The 25,410-nt window shown below is 54.0% G+C and carries 22 protein-coding genes and 2 tRNA genes; 5 read left to right on the top strand and 19 right to left on the bottom strand.

The features are described from left to right. Positions 1 to 72: 72 nt before the first annotated feature. The 11 genes from PI91_RS03025 to PI91_RS02980 all read right to left on the bottom strand — a co-directional run bounded on the left by PI91_RS03025 (position 73) and on the right by PI91_RS02980 (position 12,370). Positions 73 to 1,968, bottom strand: coding sequence for a DEAD/DEAH family ATP-dependent RNA helicase (locus PI91_RS03025; protein ID WP_021242253.1), 1,896 nt, complete (start codon positions 1,966 to 1,968; stop codon positions 73 to 75). Then, the gene (gene yrbN / locus PI91_RS26595) at positions 1,961 to 2,041 is read right to left on the bottom strand and encodes a protein YrbN (RefSeq protein ID WP_100122156.1); all 81 of its coding nucleotides are present in this window, start codon (positions 2,039 to 2,041) and stop codon (positions 1,961 to 1,963) included. The genes PI91_RS03025 and yrbN overlap by 8 nt, the downstream gene beginning before the upstream one ends. Before the next feature lie 107 nt (positions 2,042 to 2,148). Continuing rightward, the gene (gene nlpI, locus PI91_RS03020; RefSeq protein ID WP_008501476.1) at positions 2,149 to 3,033 is read right to left on the bottom strand and encodes a lipoprotein NlpI; all 885 of its coding nucleotides are present in this window, start codon (positions 3,031 to 3,033) and stop codon (positions 2,149 to 2,151) included. Between the two features lie 108 nt (positions 3,034 to 3,141). After that, complete coding sequence (pnp, locus tag PI91_RS03015; RefSeq protein WP_008501475.1) at positions 3,142 to 5,280, bottom strand: polyribonucleotide nucleotidyltransferase; 2,139 nt, start codon at positions 5,278 to 5,280, stop codon at positions 3,142 to 3,144. A gap of 242 nt (positions 5,281 to 5,522) precedes the next feature. Next, positions 5,523 to 5,792, bottom strand: a complete 270-nt coding sequence (gene rpsO, locus PI91_RS03010) for a 30S ribosomal protein S15 (RefSeq protein ID WP_003861789.1) — start codon at positions 5,790 to 5,792, stop codon at positions 5,523 to 5,525. A 154-nt stretch (positions 5,793 to 5,946) separates the two neighbouring features. Continuing rightward, positions 5,947 to 6,897, bottom strand: a complete 951-nt coding sequence (gene truB / locus PI91_RS03005) for a tRNA pseudouridine(55) synthase TruB (RefSeq protein ID WP_039265409.1) — start codon at positions 6,895 to 6,897, stop codon at positions 5,947 to 5,949. Further along, positions 6,897 to 7,301 (bottom strand): 30S ribosome-binding factor RbfA, encoded by a 405-nt coding sequence (gene rbfA / locus PI91_RS03000; RefSeq protein ID WP_003024988.1) that lies wholly within the window; start codon positions 7,299 to 7,301, stop codon positions 6,897 to 6,899. The genes truB and rbfA overlap by 1 nt, the downstream gene beginning before the upstream one ends. Before the next feature lie 89 nt (positions 7,302 to 7,390). Further along, on the bottom strand, positions 7,391 to 10,078 hold the full coding sequence (gene infB, locus PI91_RS02995) for a translation initiation factor IF-2 (protein ID WP_008501472.1): 2,688 nt from the start codon (positions 10,076 to 10,078) through the stop codon (positions 7,391 to 7,393). Positions 10,079 to 10,102: 24 nt separating this feature from the next. Then, positions 10,103 to 11,605 carry a transcription termination factor NusA gene (gene nusA / locus PI91_RS02990; protein ID WP_003861798.1) on the bottom strand — a complete coding sequence of 501 codons (1,503 nt, stop codon included), beginning with the start codon at positions 11,603 to 11,605 and terminating at the stop codon, positions 10,103 to 10,105. Positions 11,606 to 11,633: 28 nt separating this feature from the next. Further along, a complete protein-coding gene (rimP, locus tag PI91_RS02985) occupies positions 11,634 to 12,086 on the bottom strand; it encodes a ribosome maturation factor RimP (protein ID WP_014833432.1) in 453 nt (150 codons plus the stop codon). A 207-nt stretch (positions 12,087 to 12,293) separates the two neighbouring features. Next, positions 12,294 to 12,370 (bottom strand) — tRNA-Met (locus PI91_RS02980). Between the two features lie 287 nt (positions 12,371 to 12,657). On the opposite strand from PI91_RS02980, the gene argG reads away from it, so the two are divergent. After that, positions 12,658 to 14,004 carry an argininosuccinate synthase gene (gene argG, locus PI91_RS02975; RefSeq protein ID WP_023294661.1) on the top strand — a complete coding sequence of 449 codons (1,347 nt, stop codon included), beginning with the start codon at positions 12,658 to 12,660 and terminating at the stop codon, positions 14,002 to 14,004. 179 nt (positions 14,005 to 14,183) lie between these two features. On the opposite strand, the gene PI91_RS02970 is transcribed toward argG, so the two are convergent. From PI91_RS02970 to rlmE, 6 genes are all read right to left on the bottom strand, one after another. After that, positions 14,184 to 14,270 (bottom strand) — tRNA-Leu (locus PI91_RS02970). Positions 14,271 to 14,279: 9 nt separating this feature from the next. After that, positions 14,280 to 14,612 (bottom strand): preprotein translocase subunit SecG, encoded by a 333-nt coding sequence (gene secG / locus PI91_RS02965; RefSeq protein WP_021242256.1) that lies wholly within the window; start codon positions 14,610 to 14,612, stop codon positions 14,280 to 14,282. A 223-nt stretch (positions 14,613 to 14,835) separates the two neighbouring features. Next, positions 14,836 to 16,173, bottom strand: a complete 1,338-nt coding sequence (gene glmM, locus PI91_RS02960; protein WP_021242257.1) for a phosphoglucosamine mutase — start codon at positions 16,171 to 16,173, stop codon at positions 14,836 to 14,838. Next, positions 16,166 to 17,014, bottom strand: a complete 849-nt coding sequence (folP, locus tag PI91_RS02955; RefSeq protein ID WP_008501468.1) for a dihydropteroate synthase — start codon at positions 17,012 to 17,014, stop codon at positions 16,166 to 16,168. Before folP ends, glmM begins: the two co-directional genes overlap by 8 nt. Before the next feature lie 98 nt (positions 17,015 to 17,112). Then, positions 17,113 to 19,047 carry an ATP-dependent zinc metalloprotease FtsH gene (ftsH, locus tag PI91_RS02950; protein WP_013098921.1) on the bottom strand — a complete coding sequence of 645 codons (1,935 nt, stop codon included), beginning with the start codon at positions 19,045 to 19,047 and terminating at the stop codon, positions 17,113 to 17,115. A gap of 102 nt (positions 19,048 to 19,149) precedes the next feature. Beyond that, positions 19,150 to 19,776, bottom strand: a complete 627-nt coding sequence (rlmE, locus tag PI91_RS02945) for a 23S rRNA (uridine(2552)-2'-O)-methyltransferase RlmE (protein WP_003861812.1) — start codon at positions 19,774 to 19,776, stop codon at positions 19,150 to 19,152. 127 nt (positions 19,777 to 19,903) lie between these two features. On the opposite strand from rlmE, the gene yhbY reads away from it, so the two are divergent. Beyond that, a complete protein-coding gene (gene yhbY / locus PI91_RS02940; RefSeq protein WP_003861814.1) occupies positions 19,904 to 20,197 on the top strand; it encodes a ribosome assembly RNA-binding protein YhbY in 294 nt (97 codons plus the stop codon). A gap of 151 nt (positions 20,198 to 20,348) precedes the next feature. On the opposite strand, the gene greA is transcribed toward yhbY, so the two are convergent. Next, entirely contained in the window at positions 20,349 to 20,825 is a 477-nt protein-coding gene (gene greA, locus PI91_RS02935) for a transcription elongation factor GreA (protein ID WP_003861815.1), read from the bottom strand. A gap of 228 nt (positions 20,826 to 21,053) precedes the next feature. Here greA and dacB point away from each other — a divergent pair, with 228 nt between their 5' ends. From dacB to pmrB, 3 genes are read left to right on the top strand one after another with little or no spacing between them, the layout of a single operon-like run. Beyond that, positions 21,054 to 22,487, top strand: coding sequence for a serine-type D-Ala-D-Ala carboxypeptidase (gene dacB / locus PI91_RS02930; protein WP_032653605.1), 1,434 nt, complete (start codon positions 21,054 to 21,056; stop codon positions 22,485 to 22,487). 2 nt (positions 22,488 to 22,489) lie between these two features. Then, positions 22,490 to 23,152: a two-component system response regulator PmrA gene (gene pmrA, locus PI91_RS02925; protein ID WP_008501465.1), complete on the top strand. Its 663-nt coding sequence runs from the start codon at positions 22,490 to 22,492 to the stop codon at positions 23,150 to 23,152. Then, the gene (pmrB, locus tag PI91_RS02920; RefSeq protein ID WP_008501464.1) at positions 23,149 to 24,192 is read left to right on the top strand and encodes a two-component system sensor histidine kinase PmrB; all 1,044 of its coding nucleotides are present in this window, start codon (positions 23,149 to 23,151) and stop codon (positions 24,190 to 24,192) included. The genes pmrA and pmrB overlap by 4 nt, the downstream gene beginning before the upstream one ends. A gap of 34 nt (positions 24,193 to 24,226) precedes the next feature. Here pmrB and cgtA read toward each other — a convergent pair whose 3' ends face one another. Next, positions 24,227 to 25,402, bottom strand: a complete 1,176-nt coding sequence (cgtA, locus tag PI91_RS02915; protein WP_021242261.1) for an Obg family GTPase CgtA — start codon at positions 25,400 to 25,402, stop codon at positions 24,227 to 24,229. Positions 25,403 to 25,410 lie beyond the last annotated feature (8 nt).

The following is a 25,410-nucleotide window of genomic DNA, read 5'->3' as shown; positions in this document are numbered from 1 at the left end:
AAAGGGAATAAAAAAAGCCCCGATAGCATGTATCGGGGCTGTATATTTTACTTTACATCAGAAGCGTAAGGCTTACGCGTCACCGAAACGACGACGGCTGGTGCCTTCTTCACGACGCGGGCCACGGCTTTCACGGCGCTCGCCGGAGAAACGACGACCTTCACCACCGCGACCTTCGCTGCGACCGCCTTCACGACGCTCGCCGCCGAAACCGCGACCACCGCCACGACGTTCGCCGCCACGGTCAGGGCGTGGCTGTGCATCGCCCAGCAGCTGCATGTTCATCGGCTTGTTCAGGATGCGGGTACGCGTAAAGTGCTGCAGTACTTCACCCGGCATGCCTTTCGGCAGCTCGATGGTAGAGTGGGAGGCGAACAGCTTGATGTTACCAATGTAACGGCTGCTGATGTCGCCTTCGTTAGCGATAGCGCCAACGATGTGACGAACTTCAACGCCATCATCACGGCCCACTTCAATGCGGTACAGTTCCATATCGCCTGCGTCGCGACGTTCGCGACGAGGACGGTCTTCACCACCACGCTCTGGACGGTCACCACGTGGGCCACGATCGTTACGGTCGCCACGACGTTCGAAGCGGTCGTCACGGTCACGGAATTCACGCTTAGGACGCATCGGTGCATCTGGTGGCACGATCAGACTACGTTCGCCCTGAGCCATTTTCAGCAGTGCTGCAGCCAGGGTTTCCATATCCAGCTCTTCGCCTTCAGCAACAGGCTGAATCTGCGACAGCAGCGCACGGTACTGATCCAGATCGCTGCTTTCCAGCTGCTGCTGTACTTTGGCGGCGAATTTTTCCAGACGGCGTTTGCCCAGCAGCTCTGCGTTTGGCAGGTCCGCTTCTGGAATGGTCAGCTTCATGGTGCGTTCGATGTTACGCAGCAGACGACGCTCGCGGTTCTCAACGAACAGCAGCGCACGGCCAGCACGACCCGCACGACCGGTACGGCCGATACGGTGAACGTAAGACTCGGAATCCATCGGGATGTCGTAGTTAACAACCAGGCTGATACGCTCAACGTCCAGACCACGTGCTGCCACGTCGGTTGCAATCAGGATATCCAGACGACCGTCTTTCAGACGCTCCAGAGTCTGCTCACGCAGGGCCTGGTTCATGTCGCCGTTCAGCGCTGCGCTGTTGTAGCCGCTACGCTCCAGGGCTTCAGCCACTTCCAGGGTCGCATTTTTGGTACGAACGAAGATAATCGCCGCATCAAAATCTTCCGCTTCCAGGAAACGTACCAGCGCTTCGTTTTTACGCATGCCGTATACAGACCAGTAGCTCTGGCTGATATCCGGGCGAGTGGTTACGCTGGACTGAATACGCACTTCCTGAGGTTCTTTCATGAAGCGTTTGGTGATACGACGAATCGCTTCCGGCATGGTGGCAGAGAACAGCGCGGTCTGATGACCGTCCGGGATCTGCGCCATGATGGTTTCAACGTCTTCGATGAAGCCCATACGCAGCATTTCATCTGCTTCATCCAGTACCAGACCGCTCAGTTTAGAGAGGTCCAGGGTACCGCGCTTCAGGTGATCCAGCAGACGGCCCGGCGTACCGACAACAATCTGTGGGCCCTGGCGCAGGGCGCGTAACTGCACGTCATAACGCTGGCCGCCGTACAGGGCAACCACGTTTACGCCGCGCATATGTTTAGAGAATTCCGTCATGGCTTCTGCAACCTGAACAGCCAGTTCACGGGTTGGAGCCAGAACGAGGATCTGCGGTGCACGCAGGTCCGGATCAATGTTGTTCAGCAGCGGCAGCGAGAACGCTGCAGTTTTACCGCTACCAGTCTGGGCCATGCCCAGCACGTCACGACCAGAAAGCAGGTGTGGGATACACTCAGCCTGGATCGGAGATGGTTTTTCGTAACCCAGATCGTTAAGGGCTTCAAGGATAGGAGCCTTCAGGCCCAGATCTGCAAAAGTGGTTTCGAATTCAGCCATGTAGTACGAGTGCCTCAATGTCAATGGCGGCCAGTCTACTTAGCTCATCGTGAAAATGATTAGCAATTTTCATTGAAAAGTGTGAACCGGCTCAAAGTAGGTGTATTGACGAACAACAACGCCCTCACCAGTTAAGGTGATGGCAATCAAAAGATTACGGGCTGATGTTTATGTCGTCAGCTATTGCTGGTCCGATTCTGCCAGGTCGTCTTGCTCCTGGCCCAAGAGCGATAATTCCAACAATGCATAACGGTGCTCAACGAAGTTGTGTACGTTGTTAGCAACCGCTAATTTGAACAGTGCCGTAGCGCTGTCCTTATCCCCCAGACTTAGGTAGTACTTACCTAAATAGAAGTTGGTTTCACTGAGATGCTCAGCGAGCGAGGTGTTATCCGTTGCGTCCGCCTTGAGGCGTTCCATCAGCGTTGCTTCGCTAATGTTGCCCAGGTAGAACTCGACAATGTTCCATCCCCACTGTTCCTTGTCCGATTTATCGAAGCGCTGTTTCAGTGCTTCTTTTGCCTGCTTCTCATCGAGCTTCCGCTCAACGATGTAAAGCCACAGGCTACGGAAAGGATCATTAGGATCGTCTTGATAAAACGCCAGCAGATCATCTTGCGCTAACTTGTCACGACCGCCGTAATACAATGCGATACCGCGATTCAAGTGCGCGTAGTTGTAAGTTGGATCAAGCTCAAGTACAGAATCAAACGCTTCATAGGCAGCATCAAAATTGCCTGCCTGCGTTAAATAAATGCCTAAGTAATTGAATACTTCAGGCATATCAGGTCGGATAGCCAGCGCTTGTGAAAAATCATTTCGCGCCAATGCCCTCAGACCGAGACTATCATACAACACTCCGCGCTCATATAAAAGCTGTGCGCGTTCGTCATCGGTTAAAGCCCGACTGGCAAGTATTTGTTCCATGCGTGCCAGGATCACTTCCTGCTGCAAAGTCGGTTGCAATGGCACTGCGAGGACTTCGCTCTTACGCCAGGCAGAGTTGCTGCATCCTGCCAGCGTTAAAGCTGTCGCAACGAAACACCAGCGCAAAAAAGGCTTCATTTCCCACTCCCGAAGACAACTATTGGATGAACGTCCTGTCCCCCGGCGGCTTAACAAGGCGTCCTGCCTGATAATAGGCCCTCCGCAAAGCGGAGGGCAAATGGCAACTTACTCGCCTTGCTGTTCTGCTGCCTGTGCTTCTGGCGCAGCAGCTGGCTGAGACTGCTCGGTTGCTTCTTTAATGCTCAGACGGATACGGCCCTGGCGATCGACTTCCAGAACTTTAACCGGCACTTCCTGACCCATCTGCAGGTAATCGGTCACTTTCTCAACGCGCTTGTCAGCGATCTGAGAGATGTGAACCAGACCTTCTTTACCGCCGCCGATGGCAACGAACGCGCCAAAGTCAACGATACGGGTCACTTTACCTGCATAGACGCGGCCCACTTCGATTTCTGCAGTGATTTCTTCGATGCGACGGATCGCGAATTTCGCTTTCTCGCCGTCGGTAGCTGCGATCTTCACAGTACCGTCATCTTCGATTTCGATGGTGGTGCCGGTCTCTTCGGTCAGCGCACGGATTACGGAACCGCCCTTACCGATAACATCTTTGATCTTGTCTGGATTGATCTTGATGGTGTGAATACGCGGTGCGAATTCAGAGATATCACCGCGTGGCGCGTTGATAGCCTGTTCCATCACGCCCAGGATGTGCAGACGTGCACCCTTAGCCTGGTTCAGCGCAACCTGCATGATCTCTTTGGTGATACCTTCAATTTTGATATCCATCTGCAGCGCAGAGATACCGTCGCGGGAACCCGCTACTTTGAAGTCCATATCGCCAAGGTGGTCTTCGTCGCCCAGAATGTCAGACAGAACAACATAGTTGTCGCCTTCTTTCACCAGGCCCATTGCGATACCCGCAACGGCGGCTTTGATTGGCACGCCTGCATCCATCAGCGCCAGAGAGGCACCGCACACGGAAGCCATGGAAGAAGAACCGTTAGATTCGGTGATTTCAGACACCACACGTACGGTGTACGGGAATTTGTCTGCTTCTGGCATCACTGCCAGCACGCCGCGCTTCGCCAGACGACCGTGACCAATTTCACGACGCTTCGGTGAGCCAACCATGCCGGTTTCACCTACGGAGTACGGAGGGAAGTTGTAGTGGAACAGGAAGCTGTCAGTGCGCTCGCCCATCAGTTCGTCGATGATCTGCGCGTCACGGGCTGTACCCAGGGTCGCGGTAACCAGCGCCTGCGTTTCGCCACGGGTGAACAGCGCGGAACCGTGAGTACGTGGCAGCACGCCAGTACGCACGTCCAGACCACGGATCATGTCTTTTTCACGGCCATCGATACGCGGCTCGCCAGCCAGAACGCGGCTACGAACAACGTTTTTCTCGATAGCGTGCAGGATTTCGCCAATTTCGTTAGCGTCCAGCGTTTCGTCTTCGGCAACCAGGGTCGCGGTTACTTCAGATTTGATCACATCAACCTGAGCGTAACGCTCCTGTTTGTCGGTGATGCGGTATGCATCGCTCAGACGAGATTCTGCCAGTGCAGCAACGCGTGCGTTCAGCGCGTCGTTGGCCGCTTCTGGCTGCCAGTCCCAACGTGGTTTACCGGCTTCTTTCACCAGGTCGTTGATGTTCTGGATAACAACCTGCTGCTGGTCATGGCCGAAGACCACAGCGCCCAGCATCTGGTCTTCGCTCAGCAGTTCAGCTTCGGATTCAACCATCAGCACAGCGGCTTCGGTACCCGCAACCACCAGGTCCAGCTTACTTTCTTTCAGCTCTTCCTGAGTTGGGTTCAGCACGTACTGGTCGTTGATGTAACCGACGCGCGCGGCACCGATTGGGCCATTGAATGGAATACCAGACAGTGACAGGGCAGCGGACGCACCGATCATCGCCACGATGTCCGGGTTAACCTGTGGGTTAACGGAAACAACGGTCGCGATAACCTGCACTTCGTTAACGAAGCCTTCCGGGAACAGCGGACGAACCGGGCGGTCAATCAGACGCGCGATCAGGGTTTCGCCTTCGCTTGGACGGCCTTCACGACGGAAGAAACCACCCGGGATTTTACCGGCAGCGTAGGTACGCTCCTGGTAGTTAACGGTCAGCGGGAAGAAGTCCTGACCTGGTTTAGCTTTTTTCTGGCCAACAACGGTAACGAATACCGCGGTGTCATCCATGCTTACCATAACGGCAGCCGTCGCCTGACGTGCCATCATGCCGGTTTCCAGCGTGACGGTATGTTGACCATACTGGAATTTACGAACGATCGGATTCAGCAAAGTTCTGTCCTTTCTTAAATGTTTGACAGCACACCACCGGTGTGCTGTCGATTTGACCCGACCTTCTTCGCATCCTCGCGACTAATGACAACCAACACCCTCCTGGGTGAAGCCTCTCATTAGCCGCGCGAACCTCTGCAATGAAGATCATTTATAGCAACAATACAATAGTTTCCAGTGAATTGCTGCCGTCTGCTTGAAAAAAGGGGCCATCAGGCCCCCTTTTCTGAAACTCGCAAGAATTAGCGACGCAGACCCAGACGCTCGATCAGCGCGGTGTAGCGTGCAACATCTTTACGTTTCAGGTAGTCGAGCAGTTTACGACGCTGAGAAACCATACGCAGCAGACCACGACGGCTGTGGTGATCTTTTTTGTGCTCTGCAAAGTGACCCTGCAGGTGGTTAATCTGTGCAGTCAGCAGTGCAACCTGAACTTCGGTAGAACCGCTGTCGTTAGTACCACGACCAAACTCAGAAACGATTTTAGCTTTAGCTTCAACGCTTAGAGACATTTTCAAACTCCAAAGTATAAAGAATGTAAGGATGCCGATCTCTAATTCAGCAATCCCATGTACGCCCCGCAGATTGTTAAACAATTTACCAGGCGTTAAGCGGCGATATTCTACTCGTCTCCCCTGCTTATCGCAAGGTGAGCCGTTATCACCGTCACGCGTCGACCGGATATTCGACGACCAGACGACGCGGCGCAACGCGCCCTTCGCCATCCATTTCGCCCATCCCGATGAATTTCCCTTCGTCACCTTCGGTCACGCGTACCAGGCCTTCCAGCGGCGCATCTGACGTACGAACCGGGTTGCCGTTCTTAAAGTAAACGGACGATGTTAAAGGAAGATTAACAACCGGGAAGTCCGCAGCCGGACTGTCCATCGGCATCAGCAGTGGATCGAGCAGCTCTGCCGGCGCGATCCCCTGGAATTCCGCCTGTTCAACCAGCTCGCGCAGATGTTCCAGGGTCACCATTCGCTCCACCGGGTACTTGCTCACCGCAAGGCGACGCAGGTAAATCACATGCGCGCCGCAGCCCAGCTTTTCACCGAGGTCATCAATGATGGTGCGAATATAGGTCCCTTTCGAACAGTGCACTTCCAGCTCCAGCTCATCGCCTTCGTGGCGAATAAAGAGCAGCTCATACACGGTAATCGGACGGGCTTCACGCGGGACGTCAATGCCCTGGCGCGCATATTCGTAGAGTTTTTTGCCCTGATACTTCAGCGCCGAATACATCGACGGCACCTGCATCGTCTCCCCGCGGAAACTTTCCAGCGCCGCATCAAGCTGCTCCGCACTGAAGGTCACCGGACGCTCTTCCACGACCTGACCATCCGCGTCGGAAGTATCCGTGCGCTGACCCAGCTTAGCGATAACGCGGTAACGCTTATCGGAGTCGAGCAGATACTGGGAAAACTTTGTCGCCTCTCCCAGGCAGATCGGCAGCATGCCGGTTGCCAGCGGATCGAGCGCGCCGGTGTGGCCCGCTCGGTTGGCGTTAAAAATACGCTTCACTTTTTGCAGCACGTCGTTGCTGGAAGCGCCCTGGGGTTTATCCAGCAGCAGCACACCATGCACGTCGCGACCACGACGACGAGGACGACTCATCAGTCCTCCTTGCTGTCGTCCGCCGGGTTAACACGACGCTCATCGTCATGTTTAACCACGCTGGTCACCAGGTTGGACATACGCATACCTTCGACCAGTGAGTTGTCGTAGAAGAAGGTAAGTTCAGGCACGATACGCAGGCGCATCGCTTTGCCGAGCAGAGAGCGGATGAAACCAGAGGCTTCCTGCAGCGCTTTAATGCCGTTCTTCACTGCGGCTTCGTCCTGATCGTTCAGGAAAGTGACGAACACTTTTGCATAGGCCAGGTCGCGGGACATTTCCACACCGGAAACGGTGGTCATCATGCCGACGCGCGGGTCTTTGATTTCACGTTGCAGAATGAGTGCGATCTCTTTCTGCATTTCCTGCGCTACGCGCTGAGGGCGACCAAATTCTTTCGCCATAATAAATTCTCCAGACAAAAAAGGGGCTAAAGCCCCTTTTTGAAATTATTGCCGGGTGGCGCGAGGCGATCCCGGCTTACAATCGGAAATTAAGCGATGGTACGCTGAATTTCGATGATCTCGAACACTTCGATCATATCGCCAACGCGAACGTCGTTGTAGTTCTTCACGCCGATACCACATTCCATGCCGTTACGGACTTCGTTAACGTCATCTTTGAAGCGGCGCAGGGATTCCAGCTCGCCTTCATAGATAACCACGTTGTCACGCAGTACGCGGATTGGGTTGTGACGCTTGATGTTACCTTCGGTAACCATACAGCCCGCGATCGCACCGAATTTCGGTGATTTGAACACGTCACGTACTTCAGCCAGACCGATGATCTGCTGTTTCAGCTCAGGAGACAGCATGCCGCTCATCGCTGCTTTCACTTCGTCGATCAGGTTATAGATGACGGAGTAGTAACGCAGATCCAGGCTTTCGGATTCAATCACTTTACGCGCAGAGGCATCCGCACGAACGTTGAAGCCAACCAGGATAGCGTTGGAGGCAGCAGCCAGGGTCGCGTCGGTTTCGGTGATACCACCTACGCCAGAACCGATGATCTTCACTTTCACTTCGTCGGTAGACAGTTTCAGCAAGGAGTCGGAGATCGCTTCCACAGAACCCTGAACGTCGGCTTTCAGAACGATGTTCACTTCGTGAACTTCGCCATCGGTCATGTTGGCAAACATGTTCTCGAGTTTAGATTTCTGCTGACGAGCCAGTTTAACTTCACGGAATTTGCCCTGACGATACAGTGCCACTTCACGCGCTTTCTTCTCGTCACGCACAACGGTCACTTCGTCACCAGCAGCCGGAACGCCGGACAGACCCAGGATTTCCACTGGAATGGACGGACCTGCTTCCAGCACTTCCTGACCCAGTTCGTTACGCATCGCACGAACGCGACCGTATTCGAAACCGCACAGAACGATATCGCCTTTATGCAGCGTACCTTCACGAACCAGAACGGTAGCAACAGGGCCACGTCCTTTATCCAGGAAGGATTCGATAACCGCACCGCTCGCCATACCGTTACGGATAGCTTTCAGCTCCAGAACTTCGGCCTGCAGCAGGATCGCGTCCAGCAGTTCGTCGATACCGGTACCCGCTTTCGCAGACACGTGTACGAACTGGCTTTCGCCGCCCCACTCTTCCGGCAGGATACCGTACTGGGAAAGTTCGTTTTTAACACGATCGGGATCCGCTTCTGGCTTATCGATCTTGTTCACTGCAACCACAACCGGCACACCCGCTGCTTTCGCGTGCTGGATAGCTTCGATGGTCTGCGGCATGACGCCGTCGTCTGCAGCAACAACCAGAACAACGATATCCGTCGCCTGAGCACCACGAGCACGCATGGAGGTAAACGCGGCGTGGCCTGGGGTATCCAGGAAGGTGATCATACCGTTGTCAGTTTCTACGTGGTATGCACCGATGTGCTGAGTAATACCACCCGCTTCGCCAGAGGCAACCTTGGTAGAGCGAATATAGTCAAGCAGCGAGGTTTTACCGTGGTCAACGTGACCCATGATGGTCACTACCGGTGCGCGCGGTTCTGCCGCAGCACCTGTGTCACGGTCGCTCATTACTGCTTCTTCCAGCTCGTTTTCACGACGCAGGATAACTTTGTGGCCCATCTCTTCCGCAACCAGCTGTGCGGTTTCCTGATCGATCACCTGGTTGATGGTTGCCATCGCGCCCAGCTTCATCATTGCTTTGATGACCTGAGAGCCTTTAACCGCCATCTTGTTCGCCAGTTCGCCAACGGTAATGGTTTCGCCGATCACAACGTCACGGTTAACGGCCTGAGCCGGCTTCTGGAAGCCCTGCTGCAGAGCGGAACCTTTACGCTTGCCGCCTTTACCACCGCGAACAGCCGCACGTGCTTCTTCACGGTCAGCTTTGGATTCCGCGTGCTTGTTACCTTTTTTCGCCGGACGCGCTGCTTTTGCATTACGACCACGGCCACGGCCGCCTTCTACTTCACGGTCGTTATCATCTTCAGCCTGACGTGCGTGCTGAGAAGTGGTCACGTGATAGTCGCTGGTGTCTTCAGACTGCTCAGCGGTATCAACACCGTTCTTCTCATTTTCTTCTGCCATGCGACGCGCTTCTTCGGCGACGCGGCGAGCTTCTTCTTCCAGCTTACGGCGGGCTTCTTCTTCCGCTTTACGCTTCAGCTCGGCAGCTTCATTTTCACGGCGGGCTTTTTCAGCCTGGGCGGTTTTGGTCATTTCGTCTGTCTGTTGATTGCTCACTTTGTCTTTTTCCGCAGCGTCACGCTTCACTTTATCACTTGCGTCGCGTTTCGCTTTTTCTGCGGCCTCACGTTCAGCTTTTAATTCTGCTTCACGTTTAGCGGCTGCTTCCGCCTCACGCTGAGCTTGTTCTTCCGCTTCACGCTGTGCCTGCTCTTCCGCGGCAAGGCGTTCTGCCTCTTGCGGATCACGTTTTACAAAGGTGCGCGTCTTGCGGACTTCAATTTGTACCGATTTGCTTTTGCCACCGGTACCAGGGATGTTTAACGTGCTACGCGTTTTGCGCTGCAGCGTTAACTTGTCAGGCGTAGAGCCGTGTTCACGGTTCAGGTGCGTTAACAAGGTTTGTTTTTCTTGCGCGGTCACCGAGTCATCAGCGGACTTCGGGATCCCTGCATCAGCAAATTGCTGTACCAGGCGGTCCACGGAGGTCTGAATCTCAGCAGCCAGCGATTTTACAGTTACATCAGTCATGCTGTTCCTTCCTGCTACAGTTTATTACGCTTCGTCGCCGAACCAGCAAATATTACGTGCGGCCATGATGAGCTCGCCGGCTTTCTCGTCGGTTAAACCTTCGATATCAGCCAGGTCATCAACGCCTTGTTCAGCGAGATCTTCCAGCGTACAAACACCACGGGCAGCCAGCTTGAACGCAATCGCACGATCAAGACCTTCCAGATTCAGCAGGTCATCAGCCGGCTTCTTATCGCCAAGGCTTTCTTCCTGAGCCAGTGCCAGGGTGGTCAGTGCGTTTTTAGCGCGTTCACGCAGGGCTTCAACGGTTGGTTCATCCAGACCGTCAATTTCCAGCAGCTCTTTCATTGGCACATAGGCCAGTTCTTCCAGCGTAGAGAAACCTTCTTCAACCAGAACAGTGGCGAAATCTTCGTCAATATCCAGGTATTTGGTGAAGGTATCGATCGCCGCATGGGCTTCAGCCTGATGCTTAGCCTGCAGGTCATCAACGGTCATGACGTTGAGTTCCCAGCCGCTCAGCTGTGACGCCAGGCGTACGTTCTGACCGTTACGGCCGATTGCCTGCGCCAGGTTGCCCGCTTCAACAGCGATATCCATGGTGTGTTTGTCTTCGTCAACAACGATAGACGCCACATCAGCCGGAGCCATTGCGTTGATCACGAACTGCGCCGGGTTGTCATCCCACAGAACGATATCAATACGTTCGCCGCCCAGCTCAGTAGAAACTGCCTGGACACGCGCACCGCGCATACCGACGCAAGCACCGACCGGGTCGATACGCTTGTCGTTGGTTTTCACCGCAATTTTCGCACGGGAGCCCGGATCGCGAGCCGCCGCTTTAATTTCGATAACTTCTTCACCGATTTCCGGTACTTCGATACGGAACAGTTCTACCAGCATTTCTGGTTTAGAACGGGTCACGAACAGCTGCGCACCGCGAGCTTCTGGACGCACAGCGTACAGAACACCACGAATACGGTCGCCCGGACGGAAGTTTTCACGCGGCAGCATATCTTCACGCAGGATCACGGCTTCAGCGTTACCCGGCAACCCTTCGGATTTGATCTCCAGGGAGATGTTGTCGCGGTTCACTTTCTTCACCACGCCGGTGATGATTTCGCCTTCCTGATCGCGGAACTGATCGACAACCAGCGCGCGCTCGGCTTCGCGCACTTTCTGCACGATAACCTGTTTAGCGGTCTGGGTAGTGATACGGTCGAAGGTCACAGACTCAATCTGATCTTCAACGTAGTCACCCACGTTCAGACTTTCGTCTTCAAAACGGGCGGCTTCCAGCGTGATCTCTTTAGTCGGCTGGGTCACTTCTTCAACGATTACCCAACGACGGAATGTATCGAAGTCACCGCTTTTACGATCGATTTCTACGCGAACATCGATCTCTTGTTCGTATTTTTTCTTGGTTGCTGTAGCCAGTGCACTTTCCAGCGCTTCAAAAATCTTCTCACGCGGCAGTGATTTCTCGTTGGAGACGGCTTCAACAACAGCCAAAATTTCTTTGTTCATCGCGGGCTTTTCACCTCAATCCAGACTGTTAAAAGTGGGGAACCAGGTTCGCCTTCTGGATATTACTCAGCGCGAACACTTCATCTTTGCCTTCGACTGTCACCGTGATCATTTCACCATCAACGGCTTTGATAATTCCCTGCCATTTACGGCGGTTCTGTACGGCCATACGCAGAACGAGAGCCACTTCTTCACCGGTAAAGCGCACATAGTGCTCGGCCGTGAACATCGGGCGATCGAGGCCAGGTGAGGAAACTTCCAGGTTGTACGCAACGGTAATTGGGTCTTCAACATCAAGAACCGCACTCACCTGGTGGCTGACATCAGCACAATCATCAACATTGATGCCATCTTCACTATCAATATAGATGCGCAGCGTCGATGTACGGCCGCGAACGAATTCGATGCCGACCAGTTCGTAGCCCAGTGCTTCGACCGGTGCAGTAATCATCTCTGTTAATTTTTGCTCTAATGTGGACAAGCCCACCCCCAAGACATAAAAAAAGGGCGTAAAGCCCAGTTATTCTGTAGTCAGATAACAAAAAACCCCGATAAATCGGGGCTTTAGATAACTGAACCCTATAGCCACAACTGTGGCCTGGAGCACTCTCCGAAAGAATTTTTTCAAATCCAGCTACGAAGGCTCTAAGTCTTCACAGTATATTTGAAAAAGAACTTTATGGGAAAGTGGTTGCGGGGGCCGGATTTGAACCGACGACCTTCGGGTTATGAGCCCGACGAGCTACCAGGCTGCTCCACCCCGCGCCTGAAACGTGGCAAATTCTACGCGTTTTGTACAGAATTTGCAAATAATGCTGGGATTTGGTACCGAAGACGGGACGTAAAATCGGCGTTTAGTATATTGATAGTTGACCCCACCTGTCAAGGCGACTTCCGCCAGATCGATCAGACCAAAATTTTTACAAAAAACGCACGAGTCTCTTCCGGTCTTCGCCAAAAGATGATTAAATGAATACTCACTTATTTTGCATAAAAATGCACAAGAGAGCGAAAGCGGTCTCTAATCAGTCAATCAAGCAGGGTTTTATTCTATGACGACGATTCTCAAGCATCTTCCGGTAGGACAACGTATTGGCATCGCTTTCTCAGGTGGCCTGGATACCAGCGCTGCACTGCTGTGGATGCGCCAGAAGGGAGCGGTTCCGTATGCCTATACTGCGAACCTGGGTCAGCCGGATGAGGACGATTATGATGCTATTCCTCGTCGCGCGAAAGAGTATGGTGCAGAGAACGCGCGCCTGATTGACTGCCGTAAGCAACTGGTCGCGGAAGGTATCGCGGCGATTCAGTGTGGTGCATTCCATAACACCACCGGCGGCCTGACCTATTTCAACACCACTCCGCTGGGCCGTGCGGTCACCGGTACCATGCTGGTTGCCGCCATGAAAGAAGACGGCGTCAACATCTGGGGTGATGGCAGCACCTATAAAGGCAACGATATTGAACGTTTCTATCGTTATGGCCTGCTGACCAACGCCGAATTGCAGATCTACAAACCGTGGCTGGATACCGACTTCATCGACGAGCTGGGTGGTCGTCATGAGATGTCCGAGTTTATGATCGCCTGCGGCTTTGACTATAAGATGTCCGTCGAGAAAGCCTACTCCACCGACTCCAACATGCTGGGTGCGACGCACGAAGCAAAAGACCTGGAATTCCTGAACTCCAGCGTGAAGATCGTTAACCCAATCATGGGCGTGAAGTTCTGGGATGAGAACGTGAAGATCCCGGCAGAAGAAGTGACCGTGCGTTTCGAACGTGGTCATCCGGTTGCGCTGAACGGCAAAACCTTCTCTGATGACGTTGAGCTGATGCTGGAAGCTAACCGTATTGGTGGTCGTCACGGCCTGGGCATGAGCGATCAGATTGAAAACCGTATCATCGAAGCGAAAAGCCGTGGCATCTATGAAGCTCCGGGAATGGCGCTGCTGCATATTGCTTACGAGCGTCTGCTGACTGGTATTCACAACGAAGACACCATTGAGCAGTATCACTCTCATGGCCGTCAGCTGGGCAAACTGCTGTATCAGGGCCGCTGGTTCGATCCGCAGGCGCTGATGCTGCGTGATGCGCTTCAGCGTTGGGTGGCGAGTGCAATTACCGGTGAAGTGACCCTGGAACTGCGTCGCGGTAACGACTACTCCATCCTGAACACCGTGTCTGATAACCTGACCTATAAAGCAGAGCGTCTGACCATGGAGAAAGGTGAGTCAGTGTTTTCACCGGACGATCGTATTGGCCAGCTGACCATGCGTAACCTGGACATCACCGATACCCGTGAGAAGCTGTTCAACTATGTTGAGAATGGCCTGCTCTCTGCGAATTCAGGTAACGGCCTGCCGCAGGTTGAAAACCTGGAACACAGCGATAAGAAATAATCGATAATGAAACATGCAAAAGGCGCCCAATGGGCGCCTTTTTGTTCGGCTTTTGTAGGGCGGGTAAGCGCAGCGCCACCCGCCATTTTGCCCGGTGGCGCTGCGCTTACCGGGCCTACGAACGGCAAAAGCTACAGACGAAAAAAAAGACGTCTTTCGACGTCTTTCTTCTGGAATATTGGTACCGAGGATGGGACTCGAACCCACAAGCCCGTTAGGGCACTACCACCTCAAGGTAGCGTGTCTACCAATTCCACCACCTCGGTACGGAATACTTACTGCGGGATATCGCTGGTTGGCTTAGCCGGTGCAGCTGGCTGAGTCTGCTCAGTTTTTGCTGGCGCGCTCAGGTTTTCCCACTCGCTTCCTTTGCTGGTCTTGTTGCTGTTGATATTGCCAAGCACCAGGCTGATGATGAAGAACAGCGTAGCCAGAATCGCCGTCGTGCGGGTCATGAAGTTCGCAGAACCACTTGAACCAAACAGCGTACCGGAAGCGCCTGCTCCGAAGGAGGCTCCCATATCAGCGCCTTTACCTTGCTGCAGCATAATCAACGCTACGAGAGCGATGGCTACAATAAGGAAAACAACTAAAAGAGCTTCGTACATAATCAACCTGTTCCTTGCGGATTTGCCGCATACCAATGCTTCGACCAATTAGCAGGATTTTTGTTTCCCACTGAAGCGGGTGTGAATACTAACCAAAGCGAATCACCTTCGCAAGGGCATTTTCGACGCATTGTATCAACTGCGGAAAAAAACAGCAAAAAGCCATTAATTGCTTAAAACAAAGGCGGCAAACGCCGCCTTTTTAAACATTTAGCGTGCAAGATTATGCAGCTTTTACGGCATCCGCAATACGGTGCGCAAATTCGGTTACCTGCGCTTCGTCTTCGCCTTCCACCATCACGCGGATCAGCGGTTCAGTACCAGACTTACGCAGCAGCACGCGTCCACGGCTGCCCAGGGCCGCTTCAACGTCAGCCATTACCGCTTTCACGTTCTCATTTTCCAGCGGATCGCCTTTGCCGGCAGTGAAACGTACGTTTACGAGGATCTGTGGGAACATTTTCATGCCGCTACACAGATCGTGCAGGCTCATATGGTTTCGCGCCATGGCGGCAACCACCTGCAACGCGGCCACAATACCGTCACCGGTGGTGGTTTTGTCGAGCAGGATCACGTGACCTGAATTCTCAGCGCCGATACGCCAGCCCTTCTCCTGCAATTTTTCCAACACATAGCGGTCACCCACTTTCGCGCGAACGAACGGAATACCGAGCTGTTTAAGCGCCAGTTCCAGGCCCATGTTACTCATCAGCGTCCCGACCGCGCCGCCGCGCAGCTGACCCTGACGCAGACCTTCACGCGCAATAATGTAGAGGATCTGGTCGCCGTCGACCTTGTTACCTTCGTGATCAACCATGATCACGCGGTCACCGTCGCCGTCCAGCGCAATACCCAGATCGGCTTTTTCTGCCAGCACGCGCGCCTGCAGGGCACGAACGTCCGTCGCACCGACCTGCTCATTGATGTTCAGACCATCCGGCTCACAGCCGATGGCGATTACTTTCGCACCCAGTTCGCGGAAGACATTCGGGGCGATGTGATAGGTCGCGCCATTTGCACAGTCCACCACAATTTTGAGGTGGGCCAGGCTCAGCTCATTCGGGAAGGTGCCTTTACAGAATTCGATATAGCGACCCGCCGCATCAACGATACGGTTCGCTTTACCCAGCTCGGCGGAATCAACACAGGTGATCTCTTTTTCCATTTCAGCTTCAATGGCTTCTTCCACCTCATCCGGCAGCTTGGTGCCATCAATAGAGAAGAACTTAATGCCGTTGTCGTAGAACGGGTTGTGAGAGGCCGAGATAACAATCCCCGCTTCCGCACGGAAGGTGCGCGTCAGATACGCGACCGCAGGCGTTGGCATTGGGCCTGTAAAAGAGGCGGACAGTCCAGCCGCCGCCAGCCCCGCTTCCAGCGCGGATTCCAGCATATAGCCGGAAATACGGGTGTCTTTACCGATGATAATTTTACGTGAGCCATGACGCGCCAGAACCTTGCCGGCAGCCCAGCCGAGCTTCAGGACAAAATCAGGGGTGATGGGAGCATCGCCTACGCGCCCACGGATACCGTCGGTACCAAAATATTTACGATTACTCATAGCGTTTGTTTTCCTTCGCTGCCAGTGTGGCTTCCACCACACGCATGGCTTCTACTGTTTCTTTGACGTCATGGACACGAATGATGTGCGCACCCTGCATCGCTGCAATCACCGCGCAGGCCAGGCTGCCGCTCAGGCGTTCGCTCGGGCCTACATTCAGCAACTGGCCAATCATCGACTTTCTCGACATTCCCACCAGCAGCGGCAGGCCAAAGTGATGAAATTCCGATAAGCGCGCAAGCAGCGCATAGTTGTGTGAGAGATTTTTACCGAAACCGAACCCCGGGTCGAGCAGCAATTTCTCTTTTGGGATACCGGCACGTTCACAACGTTCGATATGCTCAATAAAGAAGCGATTTACGTCGGCAAAGACATCGTCATACTTCGGCGCGTCCTGCATGGTTTTCGGTTGCCCCTGCATATGCATCAGGCAAACCGGCAGCCCGGTTTCCGCAGCCGCCTCAATCGCTCCCGGCTCGGTAAGTGAACGAATATCATTGATAATGTGAGCGCCCACTTTCGCCACTTCTCGGATCACTTCCGGTTTGGAGGTATCTACTGAGATCCACACTTCAAATCGCTGCGCGATTGCTTCAACGACCGGCACCACGCGCGCCAGCTCTTCTTCCACAGACACGTCCGCCGCACCGGGGCGCGTCGATTCGCCGCCAACGTCAATGATGGTGGCACCTGCATTAATCATTAAATTCGCATGCTTAACCGCCTCGATAAGCGTGTTATGCGTGCCGCCGTCAGAGAAGGAGTCAGGGGTAACATTCAGGATCCCCATCACATGGGGATGTGAAAGATCGAGATGCGAGTCCTGAGCGAATAATTTCATGGCGAAATCCCTGATATCTAAATGGTTAAACAGAAATGAAAAACCCCGGAGCAAGCTCCAGGGTTTGAGGTACAAACAAACGCTTCAACAGCAGTGACTTACTTATCGCCCAACTGTTCTGACATGGTATTGCCCGGGTTTGGCGTACGCGGTTCATCAACCGGACGCGGCGCACGCGGGGTGCCATTGTTGTCAGAGTTATTGGAAGCGCCTGGGTCTTCCCAGCCTGCTGGCGGACGCACTTCGCGGCGCGCCATCAGGTCGTCAATCTGCGGTGCATCGATGGTCTCATATTTCATGAGCGCATCTTTCATGGAATGCAGAATGTCCATGTTGTCATTCAGGATCTGACGCGCGCGACCGTAGTTACGTTCAATCAGCGCTTTCACTTCCTGGTCGATGATACGAGCCGTTTCATCGGACATATGTTTCGCTTTTGCCACGGAGCGGCCCAGGAACACTTCGCCCTCTTCCTCTGCATAGAGCAGCGGACCGAGTTTGTCGGAGAAGCCCCACTGCGTCACCATGTTACGCGCCAGGTTTGTCGCCACTTTAATGTCGTTCGACGCACCGGTAGAAACATGTTCCGGACCGTAAATAATCTCTTCCGCCAGACGACCGCCGTACAGGGTTGAGATCTGGCTTTCCAGCTTCTGACGGCTGGCGCTGATCGCGTCGCCTTCAGGCAGGAAGAAGGTCACACCCAGCGCACGACCGCGCGGAATAATCGTCACTTTATGCACCGGATCGTGTTCCGGCACCAGGCGACCGATAATCGCGTGACCCGCTTCGTGGTAAGCCGTGGACTCTTTCTGCGCTTCCGTCATCACCATGGAGCGACGTTCCGCACCCATCATGATCTTATCTTTCGCTTTCTCGAACTCCACCATCGACACGACGCGCTTGTTACCGCGAGCGGCAAACAGTGCAGCTTCGTTGACCAGGTTAGCGAGATCCGCACCGGAGAAGCCCGGAGTACCGCGCGCAATGATTGCCGCGTCGATATCTGGCGCCAGCGGTACGCGACGCATGTGGACTTTCAGAATCTGTTCACGACCGCGAACATCCGGCAGACCGACAACAACCTGACGGTCGAAACGGCCTGGACGCAGCAGCGCCGGGTCAAGTACGTCCGGACGGTTAGTTGCCGCGATAACGATGATACCTTCGTTACCTTCGAAGCCGTCCATCTCAACCAGCATCTGGTTCAGCGTCTGTTCACGTTCATCGTGACCACCGCCCAGGCCTGCGCCACGCTGGCGGCCTACGGCGTCGATTTCATCGATGAAGATAATGCACGGTGCTGCCTTCTTGGCCTGCTCGAACATGTCACGCACACGAGATGCACCAACACCCACGAACATTTCAACGAAGTCAGAACCTGAAATAGTAAAGAACGGTACCTTCGCTTCACCCGCGATGGCTTTCGCCAGCAGGGTCTTACCGGTACCCGGAGGGCCGACCATCAGGACGCCTTTCGGGATCTTACCGCCCAGCTTCTGGAAACGGCTCGGCTCGCGCAGGTATTCAACCAGTTCACCCACCTCTTCTTTCGCTTCGTCACACCCGGCGACGTCTGCAAACGTGGTTTTGATCTGATCTTCCGTCAACATACGCGCCTTGCTCTTACCGAACGACATGGCACCTTTGCCACCGCCGCCCTGCATCTGGCGCATAAAGAAGATCCAGACGCCGATAAGAAGCAGCATCGGGAACCAGGAAATGAAGATAGAAGCCAACAGGCTCGGTTCTTCTGGCGGCTCGCCTACCACTTTGACGTTTTTGGTCAGAAGGTTATCAAGCAGCTTAGGATCGTTCACCGGGATGTAAGTCGTGTAACGGTTACTATCTTTCTTGGTAACGTTGATCTCACGTCCGTTGATACGCGCTTCGCGAACCTGGTCCTGATTGACCTCCTGCAGGAAGGTAGAATAATCCACCTTGCGGCCATTCGACTCGCTGGGCCCAAAGCTCTGGAATACTGACATCAGCACAACGGCAATGACCAGCCAGAGTATTAGGTTTTTCGCCATGTCACTCAAGGGATTAACCTCATATTACAACTGTGTTAAAAACAGCGTCAGGATACTCTATATCCAGTTTCATTCAAACTTTCGTCTGAAATCTCCCGGTTATCATTTTCGCCCGGTCGCTACAATATACACTTCACGGGAACGGGCCCGGGAAGAGTCCGGCTTACGAACTTTGACCTTCGCAAACAGGGAGCGAATTTCCTTAAGATACTCCTCGAAACCTTCGCCCTGAAACACCTTCACAACAAAACTACCACCAGGCGCTAGTACATCACGACACATTTCTAACGCTAGCTCCACCAGATACATGGCGCGGGGGATATCCACCGCCGGTGTTCCGCACATATTTGGTGCCATATCTGACATGACAACCTGGACTTTACTGTCACCTACACGATCAAGTAACGCTTTCAGCACTAATTCATCACGAAAGTCGCCCTGAAGGAAGTCGACACCGACGATGGGATCCATTGGTAAAAGATCGCACGCGATGATTCGGCCCGTTCCGCCGATCTGCGTTACCGCATACTGGGACCATCCGCCAGGTGCCGCACCGAGGTCAACAACCGTCATCCCCGGCTTAAAAAGTTTGTCACTTTGCTGTATTTCATCAAGTTTAAACCAGGCACGGGAACGCAACCCCTTTTTCTGTGCCTGTTGAACATATTTATCGCTAAAGTGTTCCTGAAGCCAGCGGCTGGAGCTGGCAGAACGCTTTTTACCTGTCATTTAACATTTCCGTCCTGGTTCATCGTTACTTGCCTGTGACGTAAATTTCTACGCAGCTATTTGGCGATATTAGGGAGATGGCGGTAGAATGAACCGTTTTCAATCCCAACGTAAGCAAAAATATACGATGAATCTGAGTACTAAACAAAAACAGCACCTTAAAGGTCTGGCACATCCGCTCAAGCCTGTAGTGATGCTTGGCAACAATGGTTTGACCGAAGGGGTGCTTGCCGAGATTGAACAAGCGCTGGAACACCACGAGCTGATCAAGGTGAAAATCGCCTCTGAAGACAGAGACACTAAAAACCTGATCGTGGAAGCCATCGTGCGCGAAACCGGCGCCTGTAATGTACAGGTCATCGGTAAAACGCTGGTGCTCTACCGCCCATCTAAAGAGCGTAAAATCTCGCTGCCACGTTAAGGATATCCTGAATTAAACACATTTTCTGTGTGAAACGAGGGATTTCTGTCAGCAGGCGAGCAAAATGCCATGCTCCTTGAGTTGATAAAAGGCCGCTACGCGGCCTTTTTCTTTTCTTTACAATGTATCAACATCTTAGTAGAGAAGCGAATTACAGGTATTCAACCTTAATAATTTCGTATTCCACTTCACCACCAGGGGTGCGGATGGTGACAACATCGTCCTGCTCTTTGCCAATCAGGCCGCGAGCAATCGGTGAGTTCACCGAAATCAGGTTCTGTTTGAAGTCAGCTTCATCATCACCCACGATGCGATAGGTCTGCTCTTCGTCGTTGTCCAGGTTCAGCACGGTAACGGTTGAACCAAAAATCACACGGCCATTATTCGGCATTTTGGTGATATCGATAACCTGTGCATTGGACAGTTTTGCTTCGATATCTTTAATACGCCCTTCACAGAAGCCCTGCTGCTCACGCGCGGCGTGGTATTCAGCGTTCTCTTTCAGGTCGCCATGCTCACGCGCTTCCGCGATAGCGGCGATGATTTCAGGGCGACGTACGGATTTCAGAAAATCCAGCTCTTCGCGCAGTTTTTCGGCACCACGTAAGGTCATCGGAATAGCTTGCATTTGTTATACCTCTTAAACATTCCTGTTGGGAGCAGTGTTCCCTGCTCCAGCCCACCTGAACAGGCCAGAAGCAAAAAGAAAACCGACCCGGGAGCAACGCCCCAGGTCAGCAGCAATTTTTCAATTTGATACGCATTTTACCGCGAAGTTCACTATGGGTCATCGTTTACTTTGCAGTGCCATGCACCGTAGTATGACGGTTTGTTTTCGGGTTGTTAGCGCGAGATTATGCGATTTTCCAGTTTTATCATCGGATTGACTACCAGTATAACGTTCACCGCCCAGGCCGCGAATGTTGATGAGTACATTAATCAGCTTCCCGCAGGCGCGAACCTCGCCCTGATGGTGCAGAAGGTTGGCGCACAGGCTCCCGAGATTGACTATCACAGTCAACAGATGGCGCTGCCTGCCAGTACCCAAAAGGTGATCACCGCCCTCGCCGCTCTGCTCCAGCTCGGGCCTGACTTCCGTTTTACGACCACCCTTGAAACCAAAGGTAACGTTGAGGGTGGCGAACTGAAAGGCGATCTTATCGCCCGTTTTGGAGGCGATCCAACCTTTAAACGCCAGGATATCCGCAATATGGTCGCGGTACTGAAAAAAACCGGCGTGCAGAAAATTGACGGCAATGTACTGATCGACACGTCCATCTTTGCCAGCCACGACAAAGCCCCGGGCTGGCCGTGGAACGACATGACGCAGTGTTTTAGCGCCCCGCCCGCCGCCGCGATTGTTGACCGCAACTGCTTCTCGGTTTCGCTTTACAGTGCGCCAAAGCCGGATGACTTAGCGTTTATCCGCATCGCGTCCTACTACCCGGTCACCATGTTTAGCCAGGTTCGCACGCTGGCCAAGGGTTCCCCCGTTGCCCAGTATTGCGAACTGGATGTGGTGCCAGGCGACCTTAACCGCTTCACGCTCACCGGCTGCCTGACGCAGCGCGCCGATCCGCTGCCGCTGGCCTTTGCAATACAGGATGGCGCAAGCTATGCAGGCGCCATTCTGAAAGATGAGCTGAAACAAGCGGGAATAACCTATTCCGGCACCCTGCTTCGTCAGACGCAGGTCAACCAGCCCGGCACGGTCATCGCGAGCAAACAGTCTGCGCCGCTGCACGATTTACTGCGAATTATGCTGAAAAAGTCGGACAATATGATTGCCGATACGGTGTTCCGCATGATTGGCCACGCCCGTTTCGGCGTGCCGGGAACCTGGCGCGCGGGCTCAGACGCGGTGCGTCAGATTCTGCGCCAGCAGGCGGGGATCGACCTGGGTAATACCATCGCCGTCGATGGCTCCGGCCTGTCGCGCCATAATTTGATCTCTCCGGCCACGATGATGCAGGTGCTTCAGTACATTGCACAGCATGACACTGAGCTAAACTTTATTTCAATGCTGCCGCTGGCCGGACATGACGGTTCACTGCAGTACCGCGCAGGGCTTCACGCTGCCGGCGTGGATGGCAAAGTCTCCGCGAAAACAGGCTCACTGCAGGGGGTTTACAACCTTGCAGGCTTCATCACTACCGCCAGCGGACAGCGCATGGCATTCGTGCAGTATCTTTCCGGCTATGCCGTCGAACCGACCGATCAGCGCAATCGTCGTATTCCGCTGGTTCGCTTCGAAAGCAGGCTTTATAAGGACATCTACCAGAATAACTAGCGATGAAACTACTTATAGTTGAAGACGATCTGTTATTGCAGGAAGGGCTGGCGCTGGGGCTGGCCAATGAAGGGTATGCTCTCGACTGTGCAGGCACCGCAGCAGAGGCGGATGCCCTGATCCAGAGCGGCGAATACAGCCTGGTGATCCTCGATTTGGGCTTGCCGGATAAAGACGGCGCCACGCTGCTCAGCCAGTGGCGACGTCGCGGCATCAACAATCCCGTCCTGATCCTGACGGCACGTGATGCCATTGAAGATCGTATCACCGGCCTCGATGCAGGCGCAGATGATTATCTGGTGAAGCCTTTCGCGCTCGCGGAGCTGCAGGCACGGGTGCGAGCGTTGATTCGCCGTTATCAGGGCCATAGTGATAACTTACTGACCGACGGCGACATTACGCTGAATTTGCAAACCCAGCAGGTGCTGCAACAGGATCAGGCCGTAGAGGTCACGCCAAAAGAGTTCGCCTTGCTTACGCGTCTGATCATGCGCAGCGGGCAAACGGTACACAGAGAAACGCTCCAGCAGGATATCTACTCCTGGCAGGACGATCCCGGGTCAAATACCCTTGAGGTCCACATCCATAATCTGCGGCGTAAGCTCGGTAAAGACAGGATCAAAACCGTTCGCGGCGTCGGCTATCGTCTGGAGAGCCAGAAATGAACAGCATGCGTCGGCGTCTGATGGTACTGCTGGCGGTCATTCTCCTGTTTTTCCAACTGATAAGCGTCATCTGGCTATGGCATGAAAGCCGTGAACAGATTGGTTTTCTGGTCAACGAAACGCTGTCAGCGAAAGCGCGCAATAATCACGTTGAGAAAGAGATACGCGAAGCGATTGCCTCGCTGCTGGTCCCTTCCCTGGTGATGGTTGGCTTTACCCTGCTCTTCTCTTTCTGGGCGGTCACCTGGATAACCCGGCCGCTGAATAAACTCCGCGCCAGCCTCGCTAACCGTTCAGCCGATAACTTAACACCGCTTCCCATGTTTTCCGACATGGAAGAAATTGGCGCGGTGACGACCTCTCTGAACCAGCTGCTGGCCCGGCTGGATAGCACCATTAAGCAGGAACGTCTCTTCACTGCAGACGCTGCTCACGAGCTGAGAACGCCTCTTGCTGGCATCCGGCTCCATCTGGAGCTGATGTCGCAGTCAGGTGCGCCACAGGCCGCCACGCTGATTAGCCGTATCGATCAGCTCATGCATACCGTCGAACAGCTGCTGATGCTGGCCCGGGCCGGACAGGCCATGGCGAGCGGACACTACGAAACCGTGAACTGGACGGAAAATATCATTGAACCTCTCGGCCTGGGGCATGAAGCCAAAGAGCATACGGTGATTTGGCCCGCTAAAAGCGCGCTCACGGTTCAGGGAGACGCCGTTCTCCTGCGCCTCATGCTGCGCAACCTGCTGGAGAATGCCGGGCGCTACAGCCCGTCAGGGACAACGATTACAGTGACATTAACCGAGGTCGACGGCGGGACGCAGATTAGCGTTATCGATCAGGGTCCTGGAATTGATGAAGCGCACCGACAGTCAATTACCGAGCCATTCCGCCGTCTTGACCAGCGCTACGGAGGCAGTGGGCTGGGCCTGAGCATCGTGCAGCGCATCCTCCAGCTCCACCACGGCAGGCTAACGCTTGAGAATGGCGCTGAAGGTGGCTTAATCGCCAGCTGCTGGCTGCCCGCAACGCTGGAATAAAAAAAGCCCCCACAACGGGGGCTTTGAACAGCAATTAGTGCTTGTAGATGAACTCGACGCCTTCTTCGTCGTCTTCATCCCAGTCATCATCCCAGTCTTCATCGTCTTCTTCCGCTTCCAGCTCTTCGAGCTGCTGGCGGTGGTAGTCATCCCACATGAATTCGACTTTTTCAGGCTGTTTGACTTCTTCCGCCTGAACAATTGGGTTCTCAATGATGAAGGTCATCACATCCCAGCACAGATCTTTCACGCCAACTTGGCTTGCCGCAGAGATCAGGTAGTATTTATCTTCCCAACCCATCGCTTCAGCAATGGCTTTCGCTTTTGCTTCCGCTTCGGCTTTGTCCATCAGGTCGATCTTGTTGAAGACCAGCCAGCGTGGTTTGTTCGCCAGTTTCTCGCTGTATTTCTCCAGCTCGCCAACGATGATGCGGGCGTTTTCAACCGGATCGGAACCGTCGATAGGATCGATATCAATGAGGTGCAGCAGCACGCGGCAGCGTTCAAGGTGTTTCAGGAAGCGAATACCCAGACCCGCCCCTTCCGCGGCGCCTTCAATCAGGCCCGGAATATCGGCGACCACGAAGCTCTTCTCGTTATCCATACGGACAACGCCCAGGCTTGGTACCAGCGTGGTAAATGGATAATCAGCCACTTTTGGCTTCGCCGCAGAAACCGCGCGAATAAACGTCGATTTACCTGCGTTTGGCATACCCAGCATGCCCACGTCAGCCAGAAGCATCAGTTCCAGCTGCAGGTCGCGCTTATCGCCCGGCGTACCCATCGTTTTCTGACGCGGCGTACGGTTAACGGAAGATTTGAAACGGCTGTTACCCAGACCGTGCCAGCCGCCTTTCGCCACCATCAGGCGCTGACCGTGTTTGGTCATGTCGCCCATGGTTTCACCCGTCCCCTGGTCAATCACACGCGTACCGACCGGAACTTTAATGGTGACGTCTTTACCGCGTTTCCCGGTACAGTCACGGCTCTGGCCGTTCTGGCCACGTTCGGCGCGGAAGGATTTTTCGAAACGGTAGTCGATCAGCGTGTTGAGGTTCTCATCCGCCTCCAGCCACACGTCACCACCATCCCCACCGTCGCCGCCATCAGGACCACCACGAGGGATATACTTTTCACGACGGAAGCTCACGCAACCGTTGCCGCCATCACCAGCCACGACCAGGATCGTCGCTTCATCAACAAACTTCATTTTACTCT

Source organism: Enterobacter sp. FB, from assembly GCF_000805795.1.
In the GTDB taxonomy this organism is placed as follows: Bacteria; Pseudomonadota; Gammaproteobacteria; order Enterobacterales; family Enterobacteriaceae; genus Enterobacter; species Enterobacter roggenkampii.
The sequence above is the reverse complement of the archived record's forward strand: the minus strand, read 5'-3'. Positions and strand labels throughout refer to the sequence as shown.

Bases quoted from the DNA above. Each gene is read 5' to 3' on its own strand.
- infB (WP_008501472.1), bottom strand. From the start codon at position 10,078: ATGACTGATGTAACTGTAAAATCGCTGGCTGCTGAGATTCAGACCTCC.
- secG (WP_021242256.1), bottom strand. From the start codon at position 14,612: ATGTACGAAGCTCTTTTAGTTGTTTTCCTTATTGTAGCCATCGCTCTC.
- greA (WP_003861815.1), bottom strand. From the start codon at position 20,825: ATGCAAGCTATTCCGATGACCTTACGTGGTGCCGAAAAACTGCGCGAA.
- folP (WP_008501468.1), bottom strand. From the start codon at position 17,014: ATGAAATTATTCGCTCAGGACTCGCATCTCGATCTTTCACATCCCCAT.
- glmM (WP_021242257.1), bottom strand. From the start codon at position 16,173: ATGAGTAATCGTAAATATTTTGGTACCGACGGTATCCGTGGGCGCGTA.
- argG (WP_023294661.1), top strand. From the start codon at position 12,658: ATGACGACGATTCTCAAGCATCTTCCGGTAGGACAACGTATTGGCATC.
- rbfA (WP_003024988.1), bottom strand. From the start codon at position 7,301: ATGGCGAAAGAATTTGGTCGCCCTCAGCGCGTAGCGCAGGAAATGCAG.
- pmrA (WP_008501465.1), top strand. From the start codon at position 22,490: ATGAAACTACTTATAGTTGAAGACGATCTGTTATTGCAGGAAGGGCTG.
- nusA (WP_003861798.1), bottom strand. From the start codon at position 11,605: ATGAACAAAGAAATTTTGGCTGTTGTTGAAGCCGTCTCCAACGAGAAA.
- PI91_RS03025 (WP_021242253.1), bottom strand. From the start codon at position 1,968: ATGGCTGAATTCGAAACCACTTTTGCAGATCTGGGCCTGAAGGCTCCT.
- cgtA (WP_021242261.1), bottom strand. From the start codon at position 25,402: ATGAAGTTTGTTGATGAAGCGACGATCCTGGTCGTGGCTGGTGATGGC.
- nlpI (WP_008501476.1), bottom strand. From the start codon at position 3,033: ATGAAGCCTTTTTTGCGCTGGTGTTTCGTTGCGACAGCTTTAACGCTG.
- yhbY (WP_003861814.1), top strand. From the start codon at position 19,904: ATGAATCTGAGTACTAAACAAAAACAGCACCTTAAAGGTCTGGCACAT.
- dacB (WP_032653605.1), top strand. From the start codon at position 21,054: ATGCGATTTTCCAGTTTTATCATCGGATTGACTACCAGTATAACGTTC.
- rlmE (WP_003861812.1), bottom strand. From the start codon at position 19,776: ATGACAGGTAAAAAGCGTTCTGCCAGCTCCAGCCGCTGGCTTCAGGAA.
- pmrB (WP_008501464.1), top strand. From the start codon at position 23,149: ATGAACAGCATGCGTCGGCGTCTGATGGTACTGCTGGCGGTCATTCTC.
- yrbN (WP_100122156.1), bottom strand. From the start codon at position 2,041: ATGAAAATTGCTAATCATTTTCACGATGAGCTAAGTAGACTGGCCGCC.
- ftsH (WP_013098921.1), bottom strand. From the start codon at position 19,047: ATGGCGAAAAACCTAATACTCTGGCTGGTCATTGCCGTTGTGCTGATG.
- truB (WP_039265409.1), bottom strand. From the start codon at position 6,897: ATGAGTCGTCCTCGTCGTCGTGGTCGCGACGTGCATGGTGTGCTGCTG.
- rpsO (WP_003861789.1), bottom strand. From the start codon at position 5,792: ATGTCTCTAAGCGTTGAAGCTAAAGCTAAAATCGTTTCTGAGTTTGGT.